21 protein-coding genes and 2 pseudogenes are annotated in these 23,840 nt (G+C 55.8%); 10 read left to right on the forward strand and 13 right to left on the reverse strand.

What is annotated here, in order from left to right; genetic code table 11:
- The first annotated feature begins 632 nt into the window (after positions 1-632).
- Both QZH45_RS16035 and QZH45_RS16040 read left to right on the forward strand, forming a co-directional pair.
- Positions 633-1,454, forward strand: coding sequence for an HD domain-containing protein (locus QZH45_RS16035; protein WP_432783410.1), 822 nt, complete (start codon positions 633-635; stop codon positions 1,452-1,454).
- Positions 1,455-1,761: 307 nt separating this feature from the next.
- The gene (locus QZH45_RS16040; protein WP_432783797.1) at positions 1,762-1,929 is read left to right on the forward strand and encodes a DUF1330 domain-containing protein; all 168 of its coding nucleotides are present in this window, start codon (positions 1,762-1,764) and stop codon (positions 1,927-1,929) included.
- 128 nt (positions 1,930-2,057) lie between these two features.
- Here the strand turns inward: QZH45_RS16040 and QZH45_RS16045 are convergent, their stop codons facing one another.
- A complete protein-coding gene (locus QZH45_RS16045) occupies positions 2,058-2,651 on the reverse strand; it encodes a carbonic anhydrase (RefSeq protein ID WP_223458892.1) in 594 nt (197 codons plus the stop codon).
- A gap of 137 nt (positions 2,652-2,788) precedes the next feature.
- On the opposite strand from QZH45_RS16045, the gene QZH45_RS16050 reads away from it, so the two are divergent.
- The gene (locus QZH45_RS16050; protein WP_432783412.1) at positions 2,789-3,406 is read left to right on the forward strand and encodes a TetR/AcrR family transcriptional regulator; all 618 of its coding nucleotides are present in this window, start codon (positions 2,789-2,791) and stop codon (positions 3,404-3,406) included.
- Between the two features lie 594 nt (positions 3,407-4,000).
- Positions 4,001-4,879 carry a hypothetical protein gene (locus QZH45_RS16055; RefSeq protein WP_432783413.1) on the forward strand — a complete coding sequence of 293 codons (879 nt, stop codon included), beginning with the start codon at positions 4,001-4,003 and terminating at the stop codon, positions 4,877-4,879.
- Between the two features lie 171 nt (positions 4,880-5,050).
- Here QZH45_RS16055 and QZH45_RS16060 read toward each other — a convergent pair whose 3' ends face one another.
- Positions 5,051-5,626 carry a hypothetical protein gene (locus QZH45_RS16060; protein ID WP_432783414.1) on the reverse strand — a complete coding sequence of 192 codons (576 nt, stop codon included), beginning with the start codon at positions 5,624-5,626 and terminating at the stop codon, positions 5,051-5,053.
- Between the two features lie 398 nt (positions 5,627-6,024).
- Here QZH45_RS16060 and QZH45_RS16065 point away from each other — a divergent pair.
- Positions 6,025-6,556: pseudogene (locus QZH45_RS16065) on the forward strand (tyrosine-type recombinase/integrase).
- Positions 6,557-6,750: 194 nt separating this feature from the next.
- Here the strand turns inward: QZH45_RS16065 and QZH45_RS16070 are convergent.
- On the reverse strand, positions 6,751-8,358 hold the full coding sequence (locus QZH45_RS16070; protein WP_432783415.1) for a tyrosinase family protein: 1,608 nt from the start codon (positions 8,356-8,358) through the stop codon (positions 6,751-6,753).
- A gap of 432 nt (positions 8,359-8,790) precedes the next feature.
- On the opposite strand from QZH45_RS16070, the gene QZH45_RS16075 reads away from it, so the two are divergent.
- The 5 genes from QZH45_RS16075 (at position 8,791) to QZH45_RS16095 (ending at position 12,598) form a co-directional block, all read left to right on the forward strand.
- Positions 8,791-8,946, forward strand: coding sequence for a hypothetical protein (locus tag QZH45_RS16075; RefSeq protein WP_432783416.1), 156 nt, complete (start codon positions 8,791-8,793; stop codon positions 8,944-8,946).
- Between the two features lie 72 nt (positions 8,947-9,018).
- Positions 9,019-11,199, forward strand: a complete 2,181-nt coding sequence (locus QZH45_RS16080) for a multicopper oxidase family protein (protein ID WP_432783418.1) — start codon at positions 9,019-9,021, stop codon at positions 11,197-11,199.
- 43 nt (positions 11,200-11,242) lie between these two features.
- Positions 11,243-11,476: a hypothetical protein gene (locus QZH45_RS16085; protein WP_432783420.1), complete on the forward strand. Its 234-nt coding sequence runs from the start codon at positions 11,243-11,245 to the stop codon at positions 11,474-11,476.
- Positions 11,467-12,243 carry a DUF2182 domain-containing protein gene (locus tag QZH45_RS16090; RefSeq protein ID WP_432783421.1) on the forward strand — a complete coding sequence of 259 codons (777 nt, stop codon included), beginning with the start codon at positions 11,467-11,469 and terminating at the stop codon, positions 12,241-12,243. Before QZH45_RS16085 ends, QZH45_RS16090 begins: the two co-directional genes overlap by 10 nt.
- A gap of 145 nt (positions 12,244-12,388) precedes the next feature.
- Positions 12,389-12,598: a hypothetical protein gene (locus tag QZH45_RS16095; protein WP_432783423.1), complete on the forward strand. Its 210-nt coding sequence runs from the start codon at positions 12,389-12,391 to the stop codon at positions 12,596-12,598.
- A 312-nt stretch (positions 12,599-12,910) separates the two neighbouring features.
- Here QZH45_RS16095 and QZH45_RS16100 read toward each other — a convergent pair.
- The 10 genes and pseudogenes from QZH45_RS16100 to purU all read right to left on the reverse strand — a co-directional run.
- Positions 12,911-12,997 (reverse strand): annotated as a pseudogene (locus QZH45_RS16100) (serine dehydratase beta chain); the annotation flags it as partial.
- Between the two features lie 53 nt (positions 12,998-13,050).
- Positions 13,051-14,307 carry a serine hydroxymethyltransferase gene (gene glyA / locus QZH45_RS16105; protein WP_432783425.1) on the reverse strand — a complete coding sequence of 419 codons (1,257 nt, stop codon included), beginning with the start codon at positions 14,305-14,307 and terminating at the stop codon, positions 13,051-13,053.
- 117 nt (positions 14,308-14,424) lie between these two features.
- On the reverse strand, positions 14,425-14,826 hold the full coding sequence (locus QZH45_RS16110; protein WP_432783427.1) for a GlcG/HbpS family heme-binding protein: 402 nt from the start codon (positions 14,824-14,826) through the stop codon (positions 14,425-14,427).
- Positions 14,827-14,900: 74 nt separating this feature from the next.
- Entirely contained in the window at positions 14,901-15,680 is a 780-nt protein-coding gene (folK, locus tag QZH45_RS16115) for a 2-amino-4-hydroxy-6-hydroxymethyldihydropteridine diphosphokinase (protein WP_432783429.1), read from the reverse strand.
- Positions 15,681-15,717: 37 nt separating this feature from the next.
- Complete coding sequence (locus tag QZH45_RS16120; protein ID WP_432783430.1) at positions 15,718-16,725, reverse strand: ABC transporter substrate-binding protein; 1,008 nt, start codon at positions 16,723-16,725, stop codon at positions 15,718-15,720.
- Positions 16,726-16,798: 73 nt separating this feature from the next.
- The gene (locus QZH45_RS16125; RefSeq protein ID WP_432783431.1) at positions 16,799-17,647 is read right to left on the reverse strand and encodes an ABC transporter permease; all 849 of its coding nucleotides are present in this window, start codon (positions 17,645-17,647) and stop codon (positions 16,799-16,801) included.
- 3 nt (positions 17,648-17,650) lie between these two features.
- Entirely contained in the window at positions 17,651-18,931 is a 1,281-nt protein-coding gene (locus QZH45_RS16130) for an ABC transporter permease (protein WP_432783432.1), read from the reverse strand.
- A gap of 31 nt (positions 18,932-18,962) precedes the next feature.
- Entirely contained in the window at positions 18,963-20,057 is a 1,095-nt protein-coding gene (locus QZH45_RS16135) for an ABC transporter ATP-binding protein (RefSeq protein WP_432783433.1), read from the reverse strand.
- 404 nt (positions 20,058-20,461) lie between these two features.
- Positions 20,462-22,912 carry a GcvT family protein gene (locus QZH45_RS16140; RefSeq protein ID WP_432783434.1) on the reverse strand — a complete coding sequence of 817 codons (2,451 nt, stop codon included), beginning with the start codon at positions 22,910-22,912 and terminating at the stop codon, positions 20,462-20,464.
- 60 nt (positions 22,913-22,972) lie between these two features.
- A complete protein-coding gene (purU, locus tag QZH45_RS16145) occupies positions 22,973-23,830 on the reverse strand; it encodes a formyltetrahydrofolate deformylase (RefSeq protein ID WP_432783435.1) in 858 nt (285 codons plus the stop codon).
- Positions 23,831-23,840 lie beyond the last annotated feature (10 nt).

Genomic DNA, 23,840 nt, shown 5'->3' on the forward strand with positions numbered 1-23,840 from the left:
CCACGAACCACCCGATGGCCTCCCGGGTGTGGTGCCTCGTGTATCGCGTGGATGCAAGCCGCCTGCCCCCACTTCATCTACAGCGAGCAGAGATAAGAAGCGGGTCAGGCCTCACCTGAGTCCTAACGATGTATTTGAGGATTGGCTCTCGAACGGAATCCCCCTGGTGCTCGCAATTTTCCGATCCGCGAGCACCCTGCGGCAGCGCTAACGTTGATCGGTGTTGATCAGAAGGCGCTCTCAACCGGTGTCGATATCAACCTCAATTATGTCGATATCGCCAATAGCTGCCATGCAGTTGCCACCGTACTCTGTGCCTGAAGCGGACGGTTATAGCCCTTAGCTTCCCCCTGCGCTTAGGTGGCTGAGGTCCGGGCGACCGTTGTCGCAACTCTCACCTCCAACTCTTCTAGGGGTTTTACGTGGGATCGGTCGCTCGATATGCAAAGTGGACAGCTGTCGGTCGAAACCTCTGTCGATGCGAGATCGGAACGTAGACCGACTGAGGCTAGCGAACCACTTCACCTCGGCAAAGAAAGTAAAGAATCGCAAGTACCACTTATAGCACTCTGATGATTTGCGATAAGTGGTGGTTGCAACACTGTGACGAAAAAAACGTCTAGGAGTTAAGAATGAAGATTGTGTCTAGTTCATCAAGCGCTCTCGATATTTCAGTCGGTTCTGTAGAATGGGGAGAGTCCACCAAAGGAGTCCTTCGTGAGAGCGAACAAGTACAACTTATCGACAACTTAAAATTCATCTTCAGCCAAGAAAAGCTTGATACCGAGCGCCACCGACTTGGCCTTTTAAACCCGAAGTATATTTCTATCGATGACCTTGTGCCGCCCGACACAAAAATGGTTAGAGAGTCTCTGACCTACGTTCAAGAACTGTACAAGCCAACTTTAATGCGACACTGCTGGCGCACCTACTACTTTGGATCATTGATCGCGCTGCACGATGGAATCGACTTCGACCGCGAACTTGGCTTCACCTCCGCCATGCTTCACGACCTGGGCCTGACGCCCACAGCTAACCCGCAACCATGCGACTGTTGTTTCGCCGTCAATGGTGGCGTGCACGCACGAGACTTCTTGCTCGGAAAAGGGTTCTGTCGCGAGCACGCGGATATCGTCGCGCACGCAATTGCCGTTCATCTTAATTATCATGTTCCGGCTGAGGAACATGGTGCAGAGGCATTTTTAGTTACTCGCGGCGCTATCTGCGACGTTTTTGGAACAGGTGTTTCTCGAATGTCACAACAATCAGTAAAAGAAGTTCTTTCCAAATACTCTCGAGACGAACTCTACAGTGTATTCAGCGCGACTGCTTTCGAACACTTGGTCGGTACACGTTTTGAAGTGTCCTTCAAGGCAGTAACAAGTGGACTGATTGAGACAATTCCTCACGCACTTGATTTGCCTCCTTACGTGCAAGATAAAAATAATCTATGATTAGACGCGGCTACATGACTCCACAGCTTTTTAGCTCGGAGTAGTAACCTAACTTAGTTCGATCACAAACTATTGAAGCCTTGTTATTTACAGAAACCTCGGGCTGCAACTTACTTAAGTAGTAGTTGCCAGCCCGGCTCAACCCTGCCAGTAACTTCATATCGACGGAGTTTCTATGCCTGCTTACGTTGTCATGACACGCGTTCGGATCACCGGCGCGAACGAGCTAGACGTTTACAAGAAAATGGGCCCGCAGACACTTACTGGGCGTCCGGTGACACCGCTAGCGTTCTAAGGAGATCTCGACATCCTTGATGGCCAGCAGATTGAAGGGGCTGCCATTCTTCAATTTCCCTCGATCAAGGACGCCCATGAATGGTATGCAAGTGACGCGTATCAAGAAGCGCTCGAACATCGCTTGAGGGGCGGGGATTACCAGGTGTTTGTTATCGATGGCATTGAGCACGTTACGTGATCAGACGAACGCGAACAATTTCCCTAGCGTAGTGAGGGGTACTAAAAGCTTAGAAACGGAAAAGGCGCTAATTCAACTCGCTAGCAAAATAAGCGGCGACCAACGGGCTGTTGGCCGCCGCTCCTAAATCAAGCCTCTGCCTGGTCAGGAATGTCGCTCACCACCTCAGTCAGTTCGAGGGAATCGATATTGTAGAAGAACCCGTAGATTTTCACGTGCGCCGGTACCCCTGGGTTTGCGCGAACGACTCCGACGTCGTATTTCAGTGAAGTCTCGAAATCCGAAATGCAAATGCTGTCATGGTCAAACGCCGACGAAATATCGCTGCCGTGCTCATGTTTGAATGCGTCGATGATGCCATCAGTGGTGAAGGACGTAGCACCGCAGAAAGAATGGTGCACGACCACTACTCTTTCGATACCGAAGAGATGAACCATAGTAGCGATAGACTGCACGCCCGCAACAGCCCGACCACCGGCGACTGATACGGGGAACAAGGTGGTGGTATGCCCAACCCTGTTACCAGCCTCATCGAGAACGTTCTCGCCCGGGTAGACCTCACCGAAATGCTTGGCGACAACGGCCGGAATTTCCGACGCACGCGGATCGAAGCAATGGATGACGATGGTATTGAGACTCACTGCCTTGGCGAAGAGCGGGCGGAACTCCGACTCGTTGTACCAGGGCTGTGCTTTGAACGAGAAATCATTGAAGTTGGGCATTTTCTGTCTCCAGTGCTTTAAGAATTTTGTGACTGGGCTGAACCAGTCGACCAAAAGTACACAGATCTGTCTACCTCTTCAAGAAAAAAGTAGACAGATCTGTGTTCCGGCATTACGCTGCATAGTGGAGAATTTCTATGAAAAATATTGCTTCAGACTTCAAAGACCTTCGCTTTGAGCAAATCGCGTCTCTCAAGCCACGCGATCGCATTTTAAAAACAGCGATCGTCCTTTTTAATGAGCGTGGCGTACACACAGTCGGAATTGATCGCATTATTGCTGAGAGCGGTGTATCGAAGAGAACTTTCTATAACTACTTCCCTTCGAAGGCAGATCTTATTGCTGCCTATTTGGATTTTTGGCATTGGCTTCGATTTACGAATTTGAACAAATACGCCGCGCGAGTTAGCGGCAACCCAAAAGCCGAACTGTTGGCGATCTTTGATTTCCTCGAGTATTGGTTTTCAGAGCAGGACTTCAGAGGCTGCGCATTTGCTCGTGGTCTAAATGATTTCAATGATGACGCATCGACTACTTTACGCGCAAAAGTAAGCATGCACTTCGAAGAGTGGGCAACATTTATTAATGCGCGCTTATCCCAGCTCGTGAATTCTGACAGAGCTGAAGTTATTCTCCCACAGCTTCTGAGCCTCATAACCGGCACAACCGTTGTTGCCCATGCTTCAGGCAATACAAAAATCGCGCAACTAAATAAACAAATAGCCGAAATTTTATTGAGTGACGGAGTCCCCTGATACGGACGGACGTGGTGTGTTAAAACTCTCGAAGAAAAGCTCCAGGTTGGGCCGAGCTGTTTCTCGATTTCAGGTGGGTAAGTCGCGCATTGTCATGCTCGATAGTCATCACGAATAGCGCAGCCATGCCTTGGCTCTGAGCGCTATGAACTAATGTACTGGCTTTACTATAGGTCGTTCCGTCTAGCAAACACGGCAGTTGATGAGCTCAAACCAACGCAAATGCTTGTCGCGCTGTGGGATCTGCCGATTCGCCAACTCACCCATTTGGAACTGCTCCGCAGGTGACGGATACCAATCAGCCAAAAGCGGACAGTTCCCACGCGGATCAGTAAACCCACCTTGGGTATCGAGATCTCCAGAAAAGCTGTACCTGTTACGGCCCTATTGCAGCGCGCTCGAATTGGTCATAACCTATTGTTGGTTTTGGAAGCCCCAGCCTCCCCCATCGCACACCAGTGCACGGTAAATGCCTTCCCACCCTCCGCTATCGCGGGGGCGCCACACACTCATGCTAGGCCCTAAATCAACTCGATCTAGTGTCTGTAATCGGGGGGAACCAGATGCATATGGGTCGATTATCTGGTGCCTCGTATGTCCGCGCTCTCCTCAAACGATGTAAAACTGCTGTCGCAGATCCTCCACTCCACATCAAAAGCTCTGGGCCGTGCCAGCAAACTCGCAGCTCAGCGTGAAATGCTCAGCAGGCTGCTCGGCTTCAATGACTGGAATGGGGCATGCGCAATGTTGCCCAACCACACGCCCGACAATACCCATGTTGGCATTGCCTTGCTCGAAGTGCCGTCCGCACCACCGGAGACATTCATAGCCACCGGCATTGATGCTCCATGGCGGCTGCCCGATAAGGTGCGCAATCACCTGACTAAAAATTCCTTGAGCCCGGCAGGCTTCACCGTGCCCAGTTACTCGAGGCCTGACCCGAAAGGTGATCCGAAACCACGGTACCGGAGTTTTACGGTCGCGCTGAAACCTGGGAGCAGCACGGAGCACAAAGTGCCATTTGGTCCGCACGCGCCCGATTACAGCCGCCTGGATCACACCCCCACCGTGATGACATTTGCCAATGCACAGGGCCGCGTCGATTTCACGCTCACTGTCTGGTGCATCACCCTGCACTCTGGCACCGGCACGGCGACGAACTTCACCGGCGCGATGTCAATGCCGCTGTCCCACACACTCATTGCGTCAATCACCGGCCGCGCTCCTGATCTTCGCCAGGCCTATTGCTTGGTCAACAGCCGCCAAGGCGGATTTGCCTACGCAATCGTTAGGTGCAATGAGAGGGGCAGCGAGCTGGAAATCGTCAAGCATCTTCCCCACGTGACGGAAGACGAGGCTTGGGCAGAACTGGCGCCGTACAACAACGTACTAGGCCTATCTCTTCTGGATGTAGCAGACATCACCGACGCATGCTTTAGCGCGGACAATGAGGACATCGGGGAAACCTGGTGACGGTCGTTGCGTAATTGCACCGGCCTGCCCAGCCTGCTGCGTCCATATTGACCATCTATTGCATCTGACTTGGACGGTCCCAGCCAATGGTGACCGTCAGGAACAGCCAAAAGCAGCCGGTTACGATCGGCTGCAAACGGCCAGCAACTCGCTGTTTGACCATGACAGAGTTCAACTACGCGTTGACGACCTCCGACCGAGAACATTAGAAACCTCAAATAAAACCAGCACCCAGAGCGCCATAGAGATCAAAAAATACCCAACGCTCGCCCCGATTATCAACAATCTACTTTCCCACATTGCCTTAAACACATGATATGAGAAGTGCAAATCACTATTTGGCAGCGCTTGAAAAATTGGCAATAACAAGAATACTAATATGAACCCAACAGTCAGGACTCTTGATAAACAGCTTTTTCTCTCAACAGCCTGAAAAGCATGCATATGAAGACGAGTCAACGACGTCACAATGGCAGCAACCCAAGACAAAATAACCGCCATAGAAAAACCAACCATTACTACCAATCTATGACTTGATCCTTCACTAAAACTTCCCATATCCTTGTATCCAACCAAGATCATCTGCTGGACCAGCAACCACCCTCCTCCCTCAGCTGTATCGGGCACAATGGCGCTGACTGCCACCAGTAAAAGGATAAGCGACACAATCACCAGCTTCGTCTGCCCTATACTGAAAACTGGAAAAAAAATACTTGCCCTGCTGCGCCCATAGCCGTCATCGGACATAACCTAACCTCAGTTGGTACCTGTGTGTTGTGATCGAGATATCAGGTGCTAATGCGAGCGTAGACAAGAAAATTTCGGCAAGTTAAAAACGCTTAGATCAAAATGCTATCATTCATCTCGGGACGAAGAACTGTCGCTGGCAAAATTGTAGGGGTCATGAGTTGCACCATTGGGTGGATCGAGTGTTCGCATCCCAAATAAGCGAGCAAGCTTGCTAGAGAGACTCTACGAATGACCGCTTCGGGTCGGATAGCGACCACCACGCACTGTGCCTGCCCCCCCCCTTTCCCTCCCTCAACGCGGAGGACAACACCATGAACACTATTGCTACATGCAGCCATCAGCCTTGGAACAAGGGAAAGCTTGTCGGGCAGTAAGCCCCGCTCCGAGTCAGATATATCTGGACCATCCGCGTAAGACTTCAGCTTGCCGAGAAGACGCGTGATTTGGCGCTGTTCAACTTGGCCATCGACAGCAAGCTGCGTGTCTGTGACTTAACCAAACTGCGAGTCCGAGACATCGCCCATGGGGAACATGTGTCGTCACGGGCCATCGTGATGCAGCAGAAAACCCAGCATCCAATGCAATTTGAAATCACTGCGCAAACCCGAACGGTCCTGGAGGCTTGACTGCATCAGGCTCACCTCCGTGGGGAGGACTTCTTGTTTCCGAACCGGCGGCTCAGACCATCTCTCCACCAGGCAATACGTTCGAATAGTCAAAGCGTGGGTGACAGCCATTGGCCTTGACCCAACCATGTACGGTAAACACACGCTACGGAGAACCAAGACATCGTTGATATATCGCAGGACGAAAAACCTGAGAGCTGTCCAACTCCTGCTTGGTCATACGAAACTTGAAAGTACTGTCAGATACCTGGGAGTCGAGGTCGATGATGCCCTGGAAATGGCGGAACAGAGGGAAGTCTGACAAACCAATTATTGGAAGGTCTAGCGATGTCTAGCGAATTTTGCCAGACATCGCTAGCAGCTCTTCGGAAACCCGAACGCATCAATTGCTCAGGTTCAGATCGAGATCCGTCCCCACCGACACGCTCCCCTGGGCGCAGCGACCGAAGATTGCCTTCGGCCGCCGCGCCAGCCGTGGGCAAAGCCAGCTGTGGATCAGTAGGTTTCCAGCTTAAACGGCGCGTCCGCAGTGGCAGCGTTGCCTGTGCTGAGCAGACCTGCCGCATCTGGCCGCGTCAGGACCGTGTCACGGGTCTGTATTTCCACCTCGATACTGTCGTCGTCAATCGCCGAGTTATCGGCGTTGAGTGGCAGCTTGAAGGTGGCCTTGGCTTCCAGGTGCGTCTGGCAGTTCATGCAACCTTCGACGTGCCAACGGCTGAGGATCGGTCGGGTACCGAGGTACTCGCGCTTGCCGTCGACCTTGGCGTAGGCCGAGATCAGGAACGAACCACGGATTTTCGCTCGGTTGATACGGCTGATCCGCAGGGTCTTGCCGATTGGCTGCGGTGCCTCGGCCTTGAACAGCAACTGCTTGGCGGGTTGGGCATAGGCATCCAGGGAACCGGCGCCATAGACGTAGCCCAGTTGCTTCTCGATGTTGATGCAGTCACGGGTGGTGAAGGGTTTGCCGTCGGCCTTGACGAAGGGGTCCAGGGTGGTGTCCAGGCTCAGTATGGCGTTCGGGTCCAGCCCCGCGCCGCCCGCAGGGGGTTGCACGCCGTCGGGTTTATAGTAAGTGGCTCCGGGATCCTGGGGGTCGATGCTGAATTCATCGGTGGCCCCTTGCCGGCGCTGCCAGGTCCAGAACACATAGTCGATAAAGCAGTGGTGGAAGAAGAAAACCGGGTCCAGGCCAGCGGTTTCATTCTCGCCCATATCGCCATTGGCCCCGGGAATCGCCGAACTGTCGCCCTGGCCCGGGTAGTCGAAACCGCCGACCGCCAGGTGCATGAAGTTGTGGGGCTCCTCCAGCGACACATGGTGAGGGCCCTCCGGGACGGCGTCGTTCTTCGCGCCAGCGGAGGTGGTATTGGAGAACAGCGTATAGCTCGGAGAGTCGAGGCAGGCTTCGAAGCGACTGAACACCTCGCCGCGCCACTTGCCACCAATCTTGATCTTGCCGCTCAGCCAGGTGCTGACGTTCTCATTGAGGTAGGTGATGTTCTTCGCCGTGTCCTTGAACTGCGCGTTGTGTGCCGCCGTGGCTACGCGGTCCGATTCGGTGCCCAATAGCCCGGACAGCGGATAGCGCACGGTCTCGTAGCCTTCGGGTTTGCTGTAGATGATCGGTGTGTCCTTGACCTCATCGGTGATGGCTTGCGGGAACACGAAAGAGCGCAGCGGGTTTTCGATGTTCTGACCGTCGATCACGAAGTATTCCTGGGTCAGGGCCGAAGGCAGGCCATTTTCTCGTGACTCGTCGCTACATTCATCCCAGAACGGCAGGGTGACGTTTTCACATTTGGGGACACTGCGCAGCGCCTCTTCCAGGCGCCAGAGATAGGCGCGGTGCCAGCTCGGAAAGAGCACCGTGCCGTGCTGGCAGTAGCCACCCCACCAGTTGGGGTCGGTCTTGCCTTCACCACGGAACGGTTCGCCATGCAGACCACCGATGGAGAAGAAGGAGTTGGGGTGGCTGGCGGGAAGATCCTTGATGCCTTTCCAGGCGCGGATCAGTGCTTCAAGTTCATCTTTCTTGCCGTGGTCATAGTCGTACTGAACATCACTGAGAGAACGGCGTACACGAGGGGCGGATGACATGGTGACCTCCTTGTTGCCAGAAGTCCCGAAAGGCTCGGGGGGTACTGCTCCGTCGTCAGCATATATCGGATCTAGCAACGTGCCAGTACGAACGCCAATACACAGACCAGCGGCTCATATTGGTCGAAAACAGATGAGCAACGGTTTTCGGCCTGAAACGGTCCTGCCGCGACCGCAAAAAAGTCGCCGGAACTCCCCTCCTCGCTAATCACACTCCCACTCCCGTCGATCAATACCACTCAGCACCTGCCTGAGAAAACGCCTTGCAGGTGGAAGGGCGCCAACTATGCTCCCCAGAAGCTGCCCTTGGGCATTGGTTTCAGGCAGCAGGACCTCCGGTTTTGCCGTCCGGGCATCGCAACGTTGATTAGCAGGACGCTACACACCTGACGACGCAAGCGCGTTCGCCGCGGTGTTCCCCAGGAGGGAGCCATGCCCGCACCAGGACAGTTCTTGATTGCAATCCCGGTCTACGATGGCGTGGACTTGCTCGACGTCAGCGCCCCGTACGAGCTGTTCAACCGGATGGCTCAGATTGAATCGCAGCACAACCCCGCAGCACCACCCCGCATGCCGCTTGCCATGTAATTCAGCTGATCAAAGGACACACGGCCGTCAAGGCCGTCGCACACATTCGCGCAGTGGCGCAGGGAGCACAACATGACTTCGCTTCGTATAGTCCTGGCCGGGTTGATGGTCTGTACAGCCTCCTCGGCAGCGCTCGCCGAACTCGCCGCCCAGCCTTTCCTCGCACCGCCCAGGCTCCTTGAAAAAGGACCGACGGGCACACTGAAGGCGACCGAACTGGCCGTTCCGGAAGGTGGTTGCAACCCGGCGGGCGACATCACCCGCGACGGTCAAACCGTCGAACTCAACCTGCAAGTGCAAAAGCGCGAAAACTCTATCTACAACCCGGGCAATCCCGGCGGCGCCAAGGACCAGGTCAAGCTACGTTCCTATGGTGGCTGCCTGTCGGGGCCGCTCATCGATGTGCAGCCAGGCAACACCCTGCGAGTGCACCTGGACAACCAACTGGAGAAAAACGATCCCAGCTGTCCGGGGGGAAGTGATCCGGCGAATGGTGGGGCGGGTTGCTTCAATACGATCAACCTGCATTACCACGGGATGCACGTCTCGCCGTCGGGCAACAGCGACAACGTGCTGCTGAACATCGCTCCGCAAACCAAATTCGAATACGAGATCAACATCCCCACCGATCACCCTTCGGGCACTTTCTGGTACCACGCGCACCGGCATGGTTCCACGGCGCTGCAAGTAGCCAGCGGTGCCGCGGGCGCCCTGATTGTGCGCGGCAACCGCCCCTACACCGGCAGCAAACCAGGCGACATCGACACCATTCTCAAGAACGCTGCCGGGAAGCCCATTACCGAGCAAGTCTTTCTGTTCCAGCAAATCCCGTATGCCTGTTTCGATGACAAGGGCGCCATCATTACGCAAAAGGATGGCACCTGGACGTGTCCCAGCGGCAAAACAGGTGTGATAGAGAACTTCGATGCGCAACTCTCCTCGGCCACTGTCTGGGATGAGAGCGGTCGGTTCACCAGCATCAACGGCGCGGTGCAACCGACCCTCCAGGGCATTGCCGCGGGAGAAATCCAACGCTGGCGTTTCATTCACGGGGGTATCCACGACACCGTGAACCTGCAGATCGTGCCCATGAACACGACCAATCCCAAAGCCAGTCTCGCGCTCAAAGGTGTGCTCAGTGGTACGCCGAAGGAACAGGCTGCGCTGATCGCCGACCTGTGCCCGGTGACTGTGCCCGATTCCAGCAAACCGGTCGAGCTCGTCCCTCAATTCGAGATCGCCGCCGACGGACTCACGCGCACCATAATTCGCCCCATCGGCGTGAACAAAAAGAGCGTCAGCGGTGGCATCGGCAGCAACTTCCTGCAACCCGGTTATCGCAGTGATGTGTTACTGATGTTCCCCCGCGATGGCACCTACTGTGTGCTGAACCAGGCGGCAACACCCGCAGAACGTGCCAATGCCGGCCCCAATGGTGGCCCGGGCGGCCAGGGCCCGAACGAAACCCAATTGCTGGCGACGGTGATCGTCTCTGGCGGCAAGGTCGTGACCGACGATCCGCAAAGCTATATCCAGCAAGCGCTCTACGACGCCAACAAAACGGACCCATCGCTGCCTGCCACGGCCCTCGAAGGATTGCGTACCGGCAATCTGAACCCTTGGCGCGGGATGGACGACCTCAAGGGTGCGGTGGTCAACAACGACATCCAGAAGGTTGCCTTCTTCATCGGCAATCCGCCATTCCCGCCCTCACCGCCTGCCACCCCGCCGAAAAAACCGGGAGATCCGTGGACAGGCGCGTTCGGCTTTTTCATCAACTACAAGTCCTATGACCCCGACCGCATCGACTTCACTCGCCAGGTCAACACCACCGACGACTGGGTGCTGAGCTCGCAGGGCGAACCCCACATCTTTCACATTCATGTCAACCCGTTCCAGGTGATGGACGTGCTCTACGCCAAACCCGGCGAGAAACCCAAAAGTATCTTCGGCCCCAATGGCGAGTGCCTGGTTCCAGCCGACGAACTGGGCCTGCAAAACCAATACTGCGGGATGTGGCACGAGTTCAAGGACACCCTCTTCGTGCAGAACGATTACCAGGTGTTGGTGCGCACCCACTACGACCGTTACATCGGCGAGTTCGTCATCCACTGCCACATCCTCGACCACGAAGACGGCGGCATGATGACCAATATCCAGATCGTTCCAGACCTCAAAGCCGTTGGCGGCGGCATTGGCATGGCCGGCATGAAGCACACCTCGAATCAACCGTCGGCCCCCCATCAACATTGATGGGTAATCCGATTGCACGACAATTGTCGACAAGGAGTCGGGCATGACAATTAATTCCACAACCGCGCCTGTCACCGACCCCACCTGGTATGGGCAGATCCGCGATATGTTCACCTCCGAGGACCGGGGGCTCATGGCCAGGCAAGGCCTCGACCTGGCCAGCTACGGCGTAGTGGCGGGCAACATGCCGCCGGGGCAACCCTGGTCCCCTGACTGGGTGGGTAAGCGTTCTCAAGCGAAGTGGTGTCGTGAGTTGAGAGCGACCTCATGCGACTAGGCCCTGTTCTACGCAGTTTTACTTACGACCCCTGGCCATTGCTTTTGGCCACGGCGGGACTCGGCCTGGCCCTTTCCGTTTACAACGAGGTCAACACAGAAGGTCCCGCGTTTTGCGTGGCCGTGAATGGGCTATCGATCATCACCAGTTGGCCCGCTGCACTGCAAGCGGAGCTCGCACTGAACCCACTCCACCGAATCCTGGCGGGTTGGGCCTTGATGCTTCTGGCCATGATGCCGCCCCTTTTGGCGATGCCACTCATGCATGTCTGGCGCTCTAGCCTGCCGAGCAGACGAATACGAGCGTCAGTCGGATTCCTGCTCGGTTACTGTGCGCTGTGGATGGCCGTCGGCCCCATCCTGATAGCCCTGCAGTTGCTGCTACAGATTGCTGTCGTAAAAAACGCCCTGGTCGTGGCACTGCTGATCGCGATGCTATGGAGCGCGAGCCCGTGGCACCACGCAGCACTCAATCGTGGCCATCAACGGCGGCGAATAGGCCTGTTCGGCTGGGCTGCCGACAGGGATTGTCTGATTTTGGGCATGACGCATGGCGTCTTTTGTATTGTTTCGTGCTGGGCCTGGATGTTAGTGCCGCTTGTTAGCGGTGCATGGCACATTCCGATGATGTTGTTCGCAGGCGTAATCTTGCTCGCTGAACGGCTCACGCCTCCTGGCCCGCCACGCTGGGGCTGGCACCCGGTTTTTTCACCGATTTACCTTTACACCCTCCTCACTAAGCGCAATGCGGAGCGTCCCCATGGTTAAAGGGGCTTGTTCAGTCTGATCGGCATGTACGATCGACTCTTCAAGCAGTGCTGCAAGATCCTCCTCCGGCTTCCTGCCGACCGCCCCACCTTCCCTCCCTAACGATTGACGACTGCTACGCTGAAGTCTCCATGGAGGATTCGCGATGCCAAATTCTGACCTGTTCCCTTCCCTGCTGTTTAAGCTCAACGAAAACCAACTGGCTCTCGAAGCCGCTATCCTGGAGCTCTCGAACTGGGTCGAGCAGCACGGATCCGCCGAGGTTGCCGACAACGTGCGCGGCGCCCTTGAAACCATCGATAGGAATGAGGAATTCATCAAGATGACGCTCGCAGTGATGATGGCGCCGGAGTGATGGCTATCTCAAGTAGTCCCTCGCAACAGGCAAAAAACGGCCAAAAGGGGACATCGAAGATTGGCCGATAACGGACCGCTAACCTTCCCAGTGCTTAATGTAGTTCGCGGGTACTGGATACCGGGAGTGCACATCATGGGCAGTGGCTCAGCTCCCAGGCCAAGCCACTGGGAGAAATTAAAGCACAAGGCCAAGCACTGGATTACGTACCTGGCCCTAACCACCAAAAAGGGGACCTTTTATCGACTGATTGGCGCCGAGAGAATCGTATAGCCATACCCGGACACTCTCCACTTGCTCCAACAAACCTCAGTCCCTCAGTCCTTCTGCAAAGCGCACGGCTGCACGCATCGGCCCGACAGCGTGCGAACTGGAAGGGCCGTCGCCAACCTTTAACAGATCAAAAACACTCCAGCGGCATACTTAGTTCCGCAGCTAACGCTGGTGGATGATCAGGCTTTGTAGACCGGAAAGCGTTCGCACAGCTCTGAAACGTGGCGAGCGATACGAACCTCTATCTCGGCATCACCGAGTTTGTCGAGGATGTCGCAGATCCAGCTTGCAAGGACGCTGCATTCTGGCTCCTGGAATCCACGTGTGGTAACCGCAGGAGTACCAATTCGCAGGCCGGAAGTCACAAACGGCGACTGTGGGTCGTTCGGCACCGCATTTTTGTTCACGGTAATGCCTGCCCGGCCCAGCGCAGCATCGGCATCCTTACCCGTCAGACGCTGACGAATCAGACTGACCAGAAACAGATGATTGTCGGTTCCACCCGAAACCACATCGTAACCTCGGTGGATGAATACGTTTGCCATCGTCCTGGCGTTTTTGATGACCTGCTGTTGATACGCTTTGAATCCAGGCTCCAGCGCTTCCTTGAAGCACACAGCCTTCGCGGCGATCACATGCATCAATGGGCCGCCCTGCCCGCCTGGAAAGACTGCCGCGTTGAGTTTGCGCTCAAGGTCTTCATTACCTTTGGCAAGAATCAAACCACCACGGGGACCGCGTAGCGTCTTGTGAGTGGTAGTCGTGACCACATGCGCGTAGGGAAGCGGATTCGGATACAGGCCGGCCGCCACCAATCCGGCCACGTGGGCCATATCGACGAACAGGTAGGCGCCGACCTTATCAGCGATGGTGCGAAAGCGCGGGAAATCCAGGGTTTTTGAGTAAGCGGAGAACCCGGCGATGATCATTTCCGGTTGATGCTCGACCGCCAGTCGTTCCACCTCGTCGTAATCAATCAACCCCGTCACGGTATCGATACCATACTGCACCGAGTTGTAGAGCTTACCGGAGAAACTGACCTTGGCACCATGAGTCAAATGTCCACCATGAGCCAGGCTCATCCCCAATACGGTGTCACCCGGCTGGAGGAGTGCCAGGTAAACCGCGGCATTAGCCTGACTACCGGAGTGCGGCTGAACGTTGGCGTAATCTGCACCAAACAATTCCTTGGCTCTGTCGATCGCCAACTGCTCAACCTTGTCGACGTGCTCGCAGCCGCCGTAGTAACGCTTGCCTGGGTAACCTTCAGCATACTTGTTGGTCAGCCCACTGCCCTGGGCTTCCATCACCCGCTGACTGGTGTAGTTTTCTGAAGCAATCAGCTCGATATGCTGTTCCTGACGGAGCTCTTCGGCGTCAATCGCACTCAGCAGTTCGTCATCGTAGCCCTGGATTTGGTCTTGCTGGCTGAACATTGCTTATCTCTCCTTAAACTTTTATTTTTGTTCGAATCAGGAAATCCAGCGCGCAGAAACGGTTCCAACAGCGAACGTGAACGCGCCGGATGAACGACTTTTGAATGTTTGAGTTGGTCAGCTGATATAGGCGATAAAGGCATTGACGCCTGCTTGCGCCACAATCTCATCCTGATCGGGAGTACCTGAACTGCACCCTACCCCACCCACGATGAACTCTTGCATGAAGAGCGGCAGCCCACCGGCGACAATGGAAAAGCGTCCCTGGTTGCTGGTATTGATGCCGAAGGCCGGCTTGCCTGGCACGCTGATGTCGCCATAGGCGCGCGTCGATTTACGTGCGGCGGCAGCAGTGAAGGATTTGCTGATGGCAATGTCGATACTGGTGATCCGCGCATTATCCATGCGCTGAAACATGATCAGATGACCGGCGTCATCGGTAATGGCGATGTCCATATCAACCGCCAGCTCCTTGGCTTTCGCAAGGCAAGCTTGCATGATGTGTTGAGCATCAGCCATTGACAGTCTGGGTACCATTTTCATTGTCTTCGACCTCAGATTTGATGAATTAAAACCACTCCAACCCTATTTGTTCAGAACTCCAGAATTCTCTTCTTGGGTTTTACTTCTGCACCTCCTCGCTCAATCTCTGCAAAGAACTCAGGCAGTGAAGTCGATAGCGCGGACAGGATCTTGCCCAGCGTGTTAACCCCGGGGCTTGCTTGATTCTTTTCTATGACAGATATGGAGCTATGGGTAACCCGTGCTTTTTCGGCGAGTTTGCGCTGTGTAAGGCCTTGTCGAAGACGTAGTGATTTAAGCGTTTGCGCCATCACAAAATCATCCGCCCCAGCTGTTTTTCCACCCTTGTCCAGGGTCAGCCCGTCGCTGGCTACAAGGACAGGTATTTCCTCGGCAGGCATGTCCCGCTCGAACTCAAGCCAGGTCGTTTTCCAGGTTTTACCGGTGACGGGATGCACTCCCTCCGGAGCGAGCACAGCCAGCGGCATCATCACGTAAGGTCTATCGATGAGATCCGACCTTGGCAGCACCCCATGCGCATAAACGCCCACAAAATTCCCGTACAACAAAATATCGATATCCACCGGCAAGACGATTCGAGGAACCAGCACGCGCGCGTACCTGGCCTCAAAACGCTTTAGAACATCACTCAACTGGCCCAGCGATAGATCAGTGCGCCCGGACAGAACCACGTTAAAAAAATCGTCGCCCACGCAGCCGGCAGCCGCGGAGGAATAGACCGGGGAGCACTGAACATCCACTAGCAATGCGGCCAGGAACTCCAACGCCAACCCCAAATGATGATCTCGGTCCTGGTTACTCCCTAACCCGAGGTAAATCAAAGTCGACATGGCGCTGGACTCCTGAGAAGGCTGTAAAGGCAAAGGTTTACTTTGTCAGCCAGGCATTGAAGCGTTCATTGAGTTCGTCGGCGTGGTCACCCCACCACTCGGCATTCATTTGTAATGCTGTCTTGAAGTTATCCGGGGAGGTCGGCAGATGCGGTTTCATCTCCTCGCTGACCAGGGCTTGCGACGATTTACGCGTCGGGCCATAGGCGATGTATTTGCTTTGCTCAGCCAGCACCGGGGTGCTCGTGGCGAACTTGAGGAACTCCATGGCCCGCGCTTTGTTCTTGCTGCCGGCCGGCACAGCCCATACATCCATGTCGTACAGCTGACCGTCCCAGATAATCTTGAACGGTTGCTTCTCTTGGGTCTGGGCCGTCCAGATACGTCCATTCCATGCTGAGGTCATTACGACCTGGCCGTCCGCAAGCAATTGCGGCGGCTGGGCACCTGCTTCCCACCAGATCACCTGACTCTTGATCGAGTCGAGTTTGGCGAAAGCCCGCTCGATACCCGCCTCGGTTTCCAGGGTGGAATACACTTCATTGCGAGGCACCCCATCGGCCAGCAGTGCCCACTCCAACGTGCCTTGAGGCGCCTTGCGCAAGCCACGCTTGCCCGGAAATTTGTTCAGGTCGAAGAAATCCTTCAGCGTGGCAGGCTGCTCACCTTTGAACGCGTTGACGTTGTAAGCGACCGCCGTCGACCAAATGATGTTGGCCACCGCACAGTCGGTGACGGCGCCGGAGATGAAGTCCACGTCAACCGGGGCGCCGCCCGTTCCAGCTTCCAGGTCCTTGCTCGGGTTGATACGTTCAAACAGCCCCGCATTACACGCCCGAACGGCATCCGGTAATTCCATGTCGACGACGTCCCAGGTGACGTTTTTGGTATCGACTTGAGCCTTGAGCTGAGCGATGCCGCCGGAGTAATCCTCTAGCGTGGTTTTCACCCCGGTTTTCTCGCTGAATGGCTTGATCGCTGCCTTGGTCTGGGCAGCAGCCAATGAGCCACCGTACGTGACAATCGTCAGATTCTCTTGCGCCATCGCAGACACACACGCGAGGCTTGTTACCGCGCATATCAACATCTTTTTCATAACTGCTTCCCTAGATCTCAGATCAATTAGTGATTCCACGAACGCGGAGCGAACGACGGCGCAGGACTTCGATAGACAACAACAGCAGAACAGACAAAATGATCAACAACGTTGCAGCAGCGAGAATCGTGGGACTGATCTGCTCACGCATTCCGGACCACATCTGACGAGGGATGGTGCGCTGCTCGACCCCGCCCAAAAACTGAACGATCACCGCCTCATCGAACGAGGTGATGAATGCGAACAGCCCGCCTGAAATGATGCCAGGACGAATGAGGGGAAACGTCACGTTGAAAAACGTATAGGTCGCCGATGCGCCCATGCTGGCGGCGGCGCGGGTCAGTGAATGATCGAACCCCACGAGCGTTGCGGTGACGGTCAGAATCACGAAAGGCGTACCCAGCACAGCGTGCGACAGGATCAGCGCGAGCAGGCTCTGGCCAATCCCCAACTTGCTGTAAAAAAAGTACATGCCAGCGGCTGAAATAATCACTGGGACGATCATCGGCGAAATCAGAATGCCGGTGAGCAGGCGCTTGTAAGGCAAGTCAGAGCGGCTCAGCCCAATGGATGCAAGCGTACCGAGCGCGGTAGCGATCACAGTTGCACCGCACGCCACCAGGAAACTGTTATTGATCGACAGCACCCAAAGCGGATCGTTGATCAGCTGGTGATACCAGCGCAGGGAAAATGCCTCCGGTTTCAGATGAAGCATGTCCGACGTGAAGCTGAAATACGGCTCGACGTTAAAGGACAAAGGGATGATTACCAGAATCGGCACCACCAGAAACAGCAGCACGAGCAGGGCAAATCCGCGCACGGTGAAAAACCAGCAGCGTTCGAAAGGTCCGATGTATTTTGGAAGGCTCATGGCTCACCCCAACTTCATATTGGTAATGCCTACGAATCGGTCGTAGACCCAGTACATCAGCAGCACTACCACCAGAAGCAGGCTGGCGATTGCCGAAGCCAGGCCCCAGTTCAAGGACGTCTGCATGTGATAAGCGATGAAGTTGCTGATCATCTGGCCGGTTCGCCCCCCCACAAGTGCAGGCGTGATGTAGTAACCAACCGCGAGAATGAAAACCAGAATCCCCCCGGCACTGACGCCCGGCAGGGAAAGCGGAAAGTAGATCTTGAAAAAGGTACGCATGGAGCTGGCGCCCATGGAGTGCGCGGCACGGATGTAGGTCTGGTCGACACCGCGCATGACGCTGTAAAGCGGCAGCACCATGAACGGCAGCAGAATATGCGTCATGGCGATGATCGTGCCGTACAGGTTGTACATCAGATCGAGCGGCTGATTGATGATGCCGAGACTGCGAAGGACATCGTTGAAAACCCCGTTTGACTGGAGAATCACAATCCAGGCGCTGGTCCGCACCAGCAGCGATGTCCAGAACGGCAGAAGCACAAGGATCATCAACAAGTTGCTGAAACGGTCCGGCAAGCTGGCCAGGAAATACGCCAGCGGATAGCCCAGCAGAAAGCAGATGAAGGTGATCGCGACGCTGACCGCCAGAGTCTTCAGCAGGTTGTCGACATAGATCTGCCGGCTTTCGGGCTGCTGGACGATGTCGCCGTTATCGTCGTATTGACGATCCAGCGCCGCCAGGTAATGCACCGCGGAAATCGAGGGGGCCATCACCTTGAGTTGCGACCACGTTGCGGTTTCACCCCAGCGTTTGTCGATGCTGATCATCAGCGGCTTGAATTCGGTGATCCCAACTTGACTCTGTTTTTCCAGGCCTCTCGCCGTCTTGTTCAACAGCAGCTTCATGCCGCTTTGAACGCGATTCAAGTCAGTCCCGACCCGGTCCAGGTTCTGCGATTTGAGCAGCGCGAGAATATCGTTGCCGAGGACTGCAAACGTCTTCTCCTCAGGCAACGTCTGCCGATCCCACTGCTTCAACTCGACTGCACTGTTCGGCATGTAGTCGGCGAGCGTGCCGTTTTGCACGCTGCGCATCAGCATGTCGCCAATAGGCATGAGAAAGAAGACGGCGATAAATGCAAGCAGTGGCAACACCAGTAGCACGGACTTGAACTTGTTCCGACGCTCGGCCTTGTCCAGGCTTTCCTTTATTGACTGGCCAACCTTCGGCTGCACAAACAGCCGATCCGCAGGCCCTTCAGACATTACAGGGCGATTCATGGAGTGATCTCCGTGTGAGCGGTGACGAAAGTTAGATAACGGTGTTGAGCGCTCGACAGTCGTCAGCACGCCACCCTACGGTCACCAGGGCGCCGGGAGTCGGCGTCGACTGGTTGACGCCGTTGACCACTTTGACGATGAAGTCATCCTGGTCCGCGACGCTCAACCGCAGACGCAGGTGGTCCCCGTGATAGATCAGCTCTTGAATTTTTGCCGGAAGCCGGTTGTCACATTGACCGTCGGTTGGATCGAGGTAGACGCGCTCCGGTCGAATCGACAAGGTGGTTTTCGTGCCACGGGCGGTACTCGCGGATTTCGCCGCAACGGCCTTCACTCGAAGGTTGCCGACTTGCACTTGGCAGTAATCCCCGTCGCGCTCGATGACCTCCCCCGTCAGCCGGTTGTTTTCACCAATGAAGCTGGCAACGAAGGCGGTCTCGGGTTTCTCGTACAGGTCGGACGGATTGGCCAGTTGCTGAACCACTCCATCGTTGAACACCGCAATGCGATCGGACATGGTCAGTGCTTCAGTCTGATCGTGGGTGACGTAAACAACGGTAATGCCCAGTTGCTTGGAAAGGCGCTTGATCTCGTACTGCATTTGCTCGCGCAGTTGTTTGTCGAGCGCGCCGAGCGGCTCATCCATGAGCACCAGGCGAGGTTCAAAAATCAGCGCCCGAGCCAGGGCCACTCGTTGTTTCTGCCCACCGGACAGTTGTGCCGGCATGCGATTGCCCAGCGGGCCCATGGCGACCATGTCCAGGGACTTTTTAACTTTGCCGTGGATGTCGCTTGAAGACAGGCCGCGCACCTTGAGCGGAAAAGCCAGGTTCTCAGCAATGGTCATGTGCGGGAACAAGGCATAGTTTTGAAAGACCATGCCGATACCGCGCTTCTGTGGCGAGATGTCGTTGACCGGCTGGCGGTCGATGGAGATTTCCCCGTGAGTGACGGTTTCAAACCCCGCCAACATCATCAGGCACGTTGTCTTTCCAGAGCCGGACGGCCCAAGCATGGTGATGAATTCGCCGCGCTGAATATCCAGATTGAAGTTTTTGACCACGAGGTTTTCGCCGTCGTAGCTCTTCTGCACATTGCGAAAACTCACAAAGGATTCTGTTTGCATGTGAACACCCTTCTGCAATTCTTTGATCAGCTAAGTGCGAAGCCGTCTTAAACGGCGCTCACACGGTTTCTCTTGTTCGCGTGGACACAGGACAGCCATCAATCAGGCGTACGGACGCCCGTGTCTGATGGTCGACGCGGCAAACTCAAGAGGAATCTTTCGGCAGAAAAGGCTCAGGGCAAGCCCGGAATCGATAAGGTGTGATGGAGCGGCACAAAGCTGCGCACCCGACGGGGTTGGCGACGACTTGGACCTGGCGATGCATTTTGCATTCATGGTTGTCTCCGGCGATTTTTGCGCCTGGCCCGGAGTCGGACCTCCGGGCACTGCGCGATTCAATCGACTTGTTGTTATGACGTTTCTATACCGTGCCTGACCGCCGCTAATACGGTTGGCCTAGGGGGTCAGCACTTGATTTTGTTCATCTCAGGGTCGTAGAACGCTCGAAGGCTGGCCTCCACCTCATAGCGCTTGGTGGCCACCTCGATCTCGTACTTGCCTTCTTTCACCCAGTCAGCCGTTGCACCTTCGGCGTTGCAGACATAGCCCATGGCGACGTTGCCGCCGATGAAGTGGCCGTACATGCCAGAGGTGGTGCGCCCGACGATTTCTCCGTTCCGATAGATCGGTTCTTCGTGGTAGTTGGTGGCCTCCGGGTCGAGGAACTTGAACAGGACCATGCGCTTTTTCACGCCTTCGGCTTTCTGCTTGAGCAAGGCTTCTTTGCCGATGAAACCGCCGGCCTTGTTGAAGTCCGAGGCAAACGACAGCCCGGCTTCCAGCGGCGTGTCCTCCTCCACCACGTCGTGGCCGAAGTGGCGATAGCCCTTCTCGATACGCAGGGAGTTCAGGGCGTGATAACCACACAACTTCAAGCCGTGAGGCTCACCCGCCGCGACGATTCGGTCGAATACATCCGGGGCGAATTCAGTCGGAATGTACAGCTCCCAGCCCAACTCGCCCACGTAGGTAATCCGTGACGCTCGTACGCGGGCATAGCCGAGTTCGATCTCCCTGGACGTGGCAAACGGGAAGCCTTCGTTGGAGAGGTCGTCGGTGGTCAGCGGTTGCAGCAAATTGCGGGCGTTAGGGCCCATCACGCTGATCACGGCCATCGACGAGGTGACATCGGTGTAAACCACATTCGCCTCGTCCGGCGTGTTGCGGCGCAGCCAGTTCAGCTCGCGAGTCTGCGTCCATGGACCGGTGACGATGAGGAACGACTCCTTCTCAAGTCGAGTCACGGTCAGGTCGGCCTCGATACCACCGCGCTCATTGAGCCACTGGGTGTAGACGATCTTGCCTGACTCGACATCAATGTTGTTGCTGCAAATCCGGTTGAGCACCGACATCGCATCGCGGCCCTGGACCAGTATTTTGGCGAAGGAGCTTTGATCAAACAGGCCGACGGTTTTGCGAACCGCGTTGTGTTCGGCTGCCGACCACTCGAACCAGTTTTGTTTACCCCAGCTGTAGCCGTATTCCGGCTTCTGACCCTGCGGTGCAAAGAAGTTCGCGCGCTCCCAGCCGACCACTTCGCCGTAGCAGGCGTTGGCGGCCACCAAACGGTCATGGAGGATACTTTTGCGTGCGTTGCGAGCGGACTCGAACTGACGGAATGGCCAGTGCATGGCATACAACAGGCCCAAACCTTCCGTGGTGCGGTCGTACAGGTACTGAGAGTTACCCTGGAAAGGCAAATTACGCTTGATGTCGACGTCCCACAGATCCATCGGGGCGTGACCTTTGGCGATCCACTCGGCAAGCACCTTGCCGGCCCCGCCCGCTGACTGGATGCCCACCGAGTTGAAGCCTGCGGCGACAAAATAGTTGCGCAATTCAGGTGCTTCGCCCAAGTGGTAGCGGTCATCGGGGGTAAAGCTTTCTGGACCGTTGAAGAACACTTGCAGCCCGGTCTTCTCCAGCGCTGGGATTCGGCGAATAGCCGCTTCCAGGTAGGGTTCCAAGTGATCGAAATCAGGCGGCAACTCATCAAAACTGAAGCTGTCGGGAATGCCTTCATGGCCCCACGGTTTGGCATTGGGCTCAAAGGTGCCGATCAACAGTTTGCCGGCGTCGGTCTTGAAGTAGTTGTAGTAGTCCAGGTCACGCAGTGTCGGCAGCATGATGCCGTTGATTTCCGGCATCGGCTCCGTGACCACGTAGTAGTGTTCTGCGGCGTGGAGGGGAATGTTGACCCCGGCTTTCTTGCCGAAATTACGCGCCCACATACCGGCGCAGTTCACCACAAACTCAGCGTCGATATCGCCCTGAGCCGTGACGACGCCGGCGGCCTTGCCATCCTTGATCTTGATGTCCAGGACCTGGGTGTTTTCAATGATTTTAGCGCCGCCCATTCGAGCACCCTTGGCGAGTGCCTGGGTGACGTCAACCGGGTTGACCACACCGTCCAACGGCAAATACACGCCGCCGACGATGTCTTCGATGTTCAGCAGCGGCCACAGGTCAAGCGCTTGCTCAGGGTTGACCACTTCACAGGGAAAGCCACAAAGCTTGGCCATCGACGCGCCGCGCTTGAGTTCGGTGAAACGTTCCTGGTGAGTCGCGACGCTCAAGGAACCGTTACGCACGAAGCCAGTGGCCTGACCGGTTTCTGCTTCAAGGCCCTCGTACAAACCAGCGCTGTACTTCGCCAGCATGCTCATGTTGTAGGTCGCGCGCAGGGTCGGCACCAGTCCGGCAGCATGCCAGGTCGTGCCGCAGGTCAGCGTCTTGCGCTCCAGCAGCACGACATCCTTGATGCCCAGTTTGGTCAGGTGGTATGCAACGCTGCACCCTATAACCCCACCACCGACGATGACGACACGAGCCGAACTCGGAACGGTATTGCTCATTTTAAAACTCCAGGGCCAGCACCCCAGGCAGGGCAACTGGCTCGACGATTGGGGGGGTGCTTAGAACACGATGGTTTTATTGCCGTACACGAGCACGCGATCTTCGAGATGGTTTCGAAGCCCACGGGCCAATACGGTTTTTTCGACGTCTTTGCCTAACCGCACAAGATCATCGACAGACTGTTCGTGGCTGACGCGCGCGACGTCCTGCTCAATGATCGGCCCCTCGTCGAGGTCTTCGGTCACGTAGTGACAGGTCGCGCCGATCAGCTTTACCCCACGACGGGATGCCTGGTGATACGGCTTTGCGCCGATGAACGAGGGCAGGAAGCTGTGATGGATGTTGATCACTTTGTGGCGGTATTTTTCACACAGGTTCTGCGGCAGGATCTGCATGTAACGAGCAAGGACGATGCAGTCCGCGCGGTACTCATCGATCAGTTGTTCGGTTTTGGCAAACCCTGCAGCCTTGTTGTCTTTGTCGACCGGCACGTATTCGAATGGGATGCCGTACCACTCAGCCAGGCTGCGCAAATCCTCATGGTTGGAAATCACGCAGGCGATGTCACAGACCAGGTCACCGGTTTTCCAACGGTCCAGCAAATCGGTCATGCAGTGCGAGCCTTTGCTGCACATCAACACCACACGCTTGCGCTGGTCACTGTCGACCAGACGCCAGTTCATCGACATCTCTTGCGCGAGCGGTTCGACTTTGCGTTTCAACACTTCGATGTCAAATGGCAGGGTCTCCGCGCGAACAACCATGCGACTGAAGAAGCGATTGCTCTCTTCGTCAGAGAACTGCGAGGCCTCTTCAACCCAACCGCCATGACTGGCGAACAGGCCCGCCGTGCGGGTGATGATTCCCACCCGGTCCGGACAATCGAAAGCAAAGGTATAAGTACGCTTGGCGCTCATTTCAGACTCC

The organism is Pseudomonas corrugata, from assembly GCF_050920615.1.
In the GTDB taxonomy this organism is placed as follows: domain Bacteria; phylum Pseudomonadota; class Gammaproteobacteria; order Pseudomonadales; family Pseudomonadaceae; genus Aquipseudomonas; species Aquipseudomonas corrugata.

Coding starts and splice junctions, on each gene's coding strand:
- folK (WP_432783429.1), bottom strand. CDS start 15,680: ATGTCGACTTTGATTTACCTCGGGTTAGGGAGTAACCAGGACCGAGAT.
- QZH45_RS16050 (WP_432783412.1), top strand. CDS start 2,789: ATGAAAAATATTGCTTCAGACTTCAAAGACCTTCGCTTTGAGCAAATC.
- QZH45_RS16035 (WP_432783410.1), top strand. CDS start 633: ATGAAGATTGTGTCTAGTTCATCAAGCGCTCTCGATATTTCAGTCGGT.
- QZH45_RS16045 (WP_223458892.1), bottom strand. CDS start 2,651: ATGCCCAACTTCAATGATTTCTCGTTCAAAGCACAGCCCTGGTACAAC.
- glyA (WP_432783425.1), bottom strand. CDS start 14,307: ATGTTCAGCCAGCAAGACCAAATCCAGGGCTACGATGACGAACTGCTG.
- QZH45_RS16130 (WP_432783432.1), bottom strand. CDS start 18,931: ATGAATCGCCCTGTAATGTCTGAAGGGCCTGCGGATCGGCTGTTTGTG.
- QZH45_RS16070 (WP_432783415.1), bottom strand. CDS start 8,358: ATGTCATCCGCCCCTCGTGTACGCCGTTCTCTCAGTGATGTTCAGTAC.
- purU (WP_432783435.1), bottom strand. CDS start 23,830: ATGAGCGCCAAGCGTACTTATACCTTTGCTTTCGATTGTCCGGACCGG.
- QZH45_RS16140 (WP_432783434.1), bottom strand. CDS start 22,912: ATGAGCAATACCGTTCCGAGTTCGGCTCGTGTCGTCATCGTCGGTGGT.
- QZH45_RS16060 (WP_432783414.1), bottom strand. CDS start 5,626: ATGTCCGATGACGGCTATGGGCGCAGCAGGGCAAGTATTTTTTTTCCA.
- QZH45_RS16120 (WP_432783430.1), bottom strand. CDS start 16,725: ATGGCGCAAGAGAATCTGACGATTGTCACGTACGGTGGCTCATTGGCT.
- QZH45_RS16085 (WP_432783420.1), top strand. CDS start 11,243: ATGACAATTAATTCCACAACCGCGCCTGTCACCGACCCCACCTGGTAT.
- QZH45_RS16075 (WP_432783416.1), top strand. CDS start 8,791: ATGCCCGCACCAGGACAGTTCTTGATTGCAATCCCGGTCTACGATGGC.
- QZH45_RS16090 (WP_432783421.1), top strand. CDS start 11,467: ATGCGACTAGGCCCTGTTCTACGCAGTTTTACTTACGACCCCTGGCCA.
- QZH45_RS16095 (WP_432783423.1), top strand. CDS start 12,389: ATGCCAAATTCTGACCTGTTCCCTTCCCTGCTGTTTAAGCTCAACGAA.
- QZH45_RS16110 (WP_432783427.1), bottom strand. CDS start 14,826: ATGGCTGATGCTCAACACATCATGCAAGCTTGCCTTGCGAAAGCCAAG.
- QZH45_RS16135 (WP_432783433.1), bottom strand. CDS start 20,057: ATGCAAACAGAATCCTTTGTGAGTTTTCGCAATGTGCAGAAGAGCTAC.
- QZH45_RS16055 (WP_432783413.1), top strand. CDS start 4,001: ATGTCCGCGCTCTCCTCAAACGATGTAAAACTGCTGTCGCAGATCCTC.
- QZH45_RS16125 (WP_432783431.1), bottom strand. CDS start 17,647: ATGAGCCTTCCAAAATACATCGGACCTTTCGAACGCTGCTGGTTTTTC.
- QZH45_RS16080 (WP_432783418.1), top strand. CDS start 9,019: ATGACTTCGCTTCGTATAGTCCTGGCCGGGTTGATGGTCTGTACAGCC.